The following is a 1,738-nucleotide window of genomic DNA, read 5'->3' as shown; positions in this document are numbered from 1 at the left end:
AAGTTGCAAAAACGGATATACCAAGCCTCTCAACGTGGTGATGTTCGAGTGGTAAGAAAGCTGCAAAAGACTCTGATGAAGTCCTGGTCAGGAAAAATGCTAGCGGTAAGGAAGGTAACCCAACAAAACAAAGGCAAAAAGACTGCCGGAATAGATGGGAGAAAAGCTTTGAAAAATAAGCAGCGCCTAATCTTAGTAGCCAGCCTTAAAATTTACAAAAAACCTCAACCAACCCGCCGAGTTTGGATTGACAAGCCCGGTCGAAATGAAAAACGTCCGTTGGGAATACCAACTATATACGACCGAGCACTACAAGGCTTAACCAAACAGGTATTAGAGCCTGAATGGGAAGCACGCTTTGAACCAAACTCATACGGATTCAGGCCAGGAAGGTCATGTCATGATGCCATCGAAGCAATATTCACCGGAATCGCACGAAAACCCAAATGGGTATTAGATGCCGATATCTCCAAATGCTTCGACAAAATCAACCATGAAAAACTTCTCACAAAATTAAATACTTATCCTTCCATGAGGCGATTAATCAAAGGATGGTTGAAAGCCGGAGTAATGGATGAGGGAACATTCTCTCCTACTATAGAGGGTACCCCACAAGGTGGAATAATATCTCCACTTTTGGCGAATATAGCCCTTCACGGAATGGAAGAACGAATTAATAAATACGCCGAAATGTTACCCGGTAGAAAAGCGAGAAACAAACAAGCGTTAAACTTCGTCAGATATGCAGATGATTTCATCATTATGCATAAATCCAAAGAAGTGGTAGAAGAATGCCAGAGAATTATAGAAATATGGTTAAATGACATTGGCCTAGAACTAAAACCAAGTAAAACGAAACTGGTTCACACCACAGAAGGATATGACTTCCTTGGTTTCAATATCAGGCAGTACCCGGTAGGTAAGAACCACTCAAAACAAGGTTTTAAGACCCTCATCAAACCATCCAAGAAGAGAGTAAAGGAGCATTGGGAGCAGCTATCAAAAGTCATAGACAAATACAGAGCCGCTCCCCAAGAAGCCCTCATCAGGCGACTCAGACCCATTATAAAAGGATGGTGTAATTACAACCGCTCTGTGGTCAGTAAAGAAACCTTCAAAGGGTTAGATAACAAGCTCTGGAACAAACTCCAAAGATGGGGATACAGAAGACATCCAAACAAATCAAGAACCTGGGTAAATAAAAAGTACTGGGGGACTAAGGTTGAAAAACCAAAGAATCCATGGGACGCACCAAAGAAAGATAATTGGGTATTCATGACAAAGGAGGATAATTACCTACCTAAATACGCAAAGACAAAAATCGTCCGACACGTAAAAGTCAAAGAAACCCGAAGTCCCTTCGATGGTGACCTAACGTACTGGAACAACCGAATGGCAAAACACCCTGAAATGACTAGCCAGAAGGGAAAACTTCTGAAAAGACAGAAAGGGAAATGCTCACATTGCGGTCTTACCTTCAAGGAAGGAGATTTAATGGAAACGCATCATATAATACCACGCGCACAAGGTGGAAACGACCAACTCAGAAATCTTGAGCTACTCCACCTACATTGCCACGACGAAAAACATAGAATGAAGGTCAATTTAGATGACAACCCATTCTAATGTAGAGGTACCACTGACAAGAGATTCCGTCGCGAGGAGCCGGATGAGGGGAAACTTTCACGTCCGGTTTTGGAGACGAGTCAGTAAGGTGACTTACTGGCTTAGTTTAATT

Annotated in this window: 1 protein-coding gene; it reads left to right on the top strand. The window is 42.3% G+C overall.

What is annotated here, in order from left to right; genetic code table 11:
* Positions 1-1,626: group II intron reverse transcriptase/maturase (gene ltrA / locus F6K46_RS39555; RefSeq protein WP_366510902.1), on the top strand; the 1,626-nt coding region annotated here is incomplete at its 5' end.
* Positions 1,627-1,738: the final 112 nt, after the last annotated feature.

It is taken from the genome of Moorena sp. SIO3E8, from assembly GCF_010692445.1.
Taxonomy (GTDB): domain Bacteria; phylum Cyanobacteriota; class Cyanobacteriia; order Cyanobacteriales; family Coleofasciculaceae; genus Moorena; species Moorena bouillonii.
Note: the sequence above shows the minus strand (reverse complement) of the source record. Positions and strands in the feature narration are given on the sequence as shown.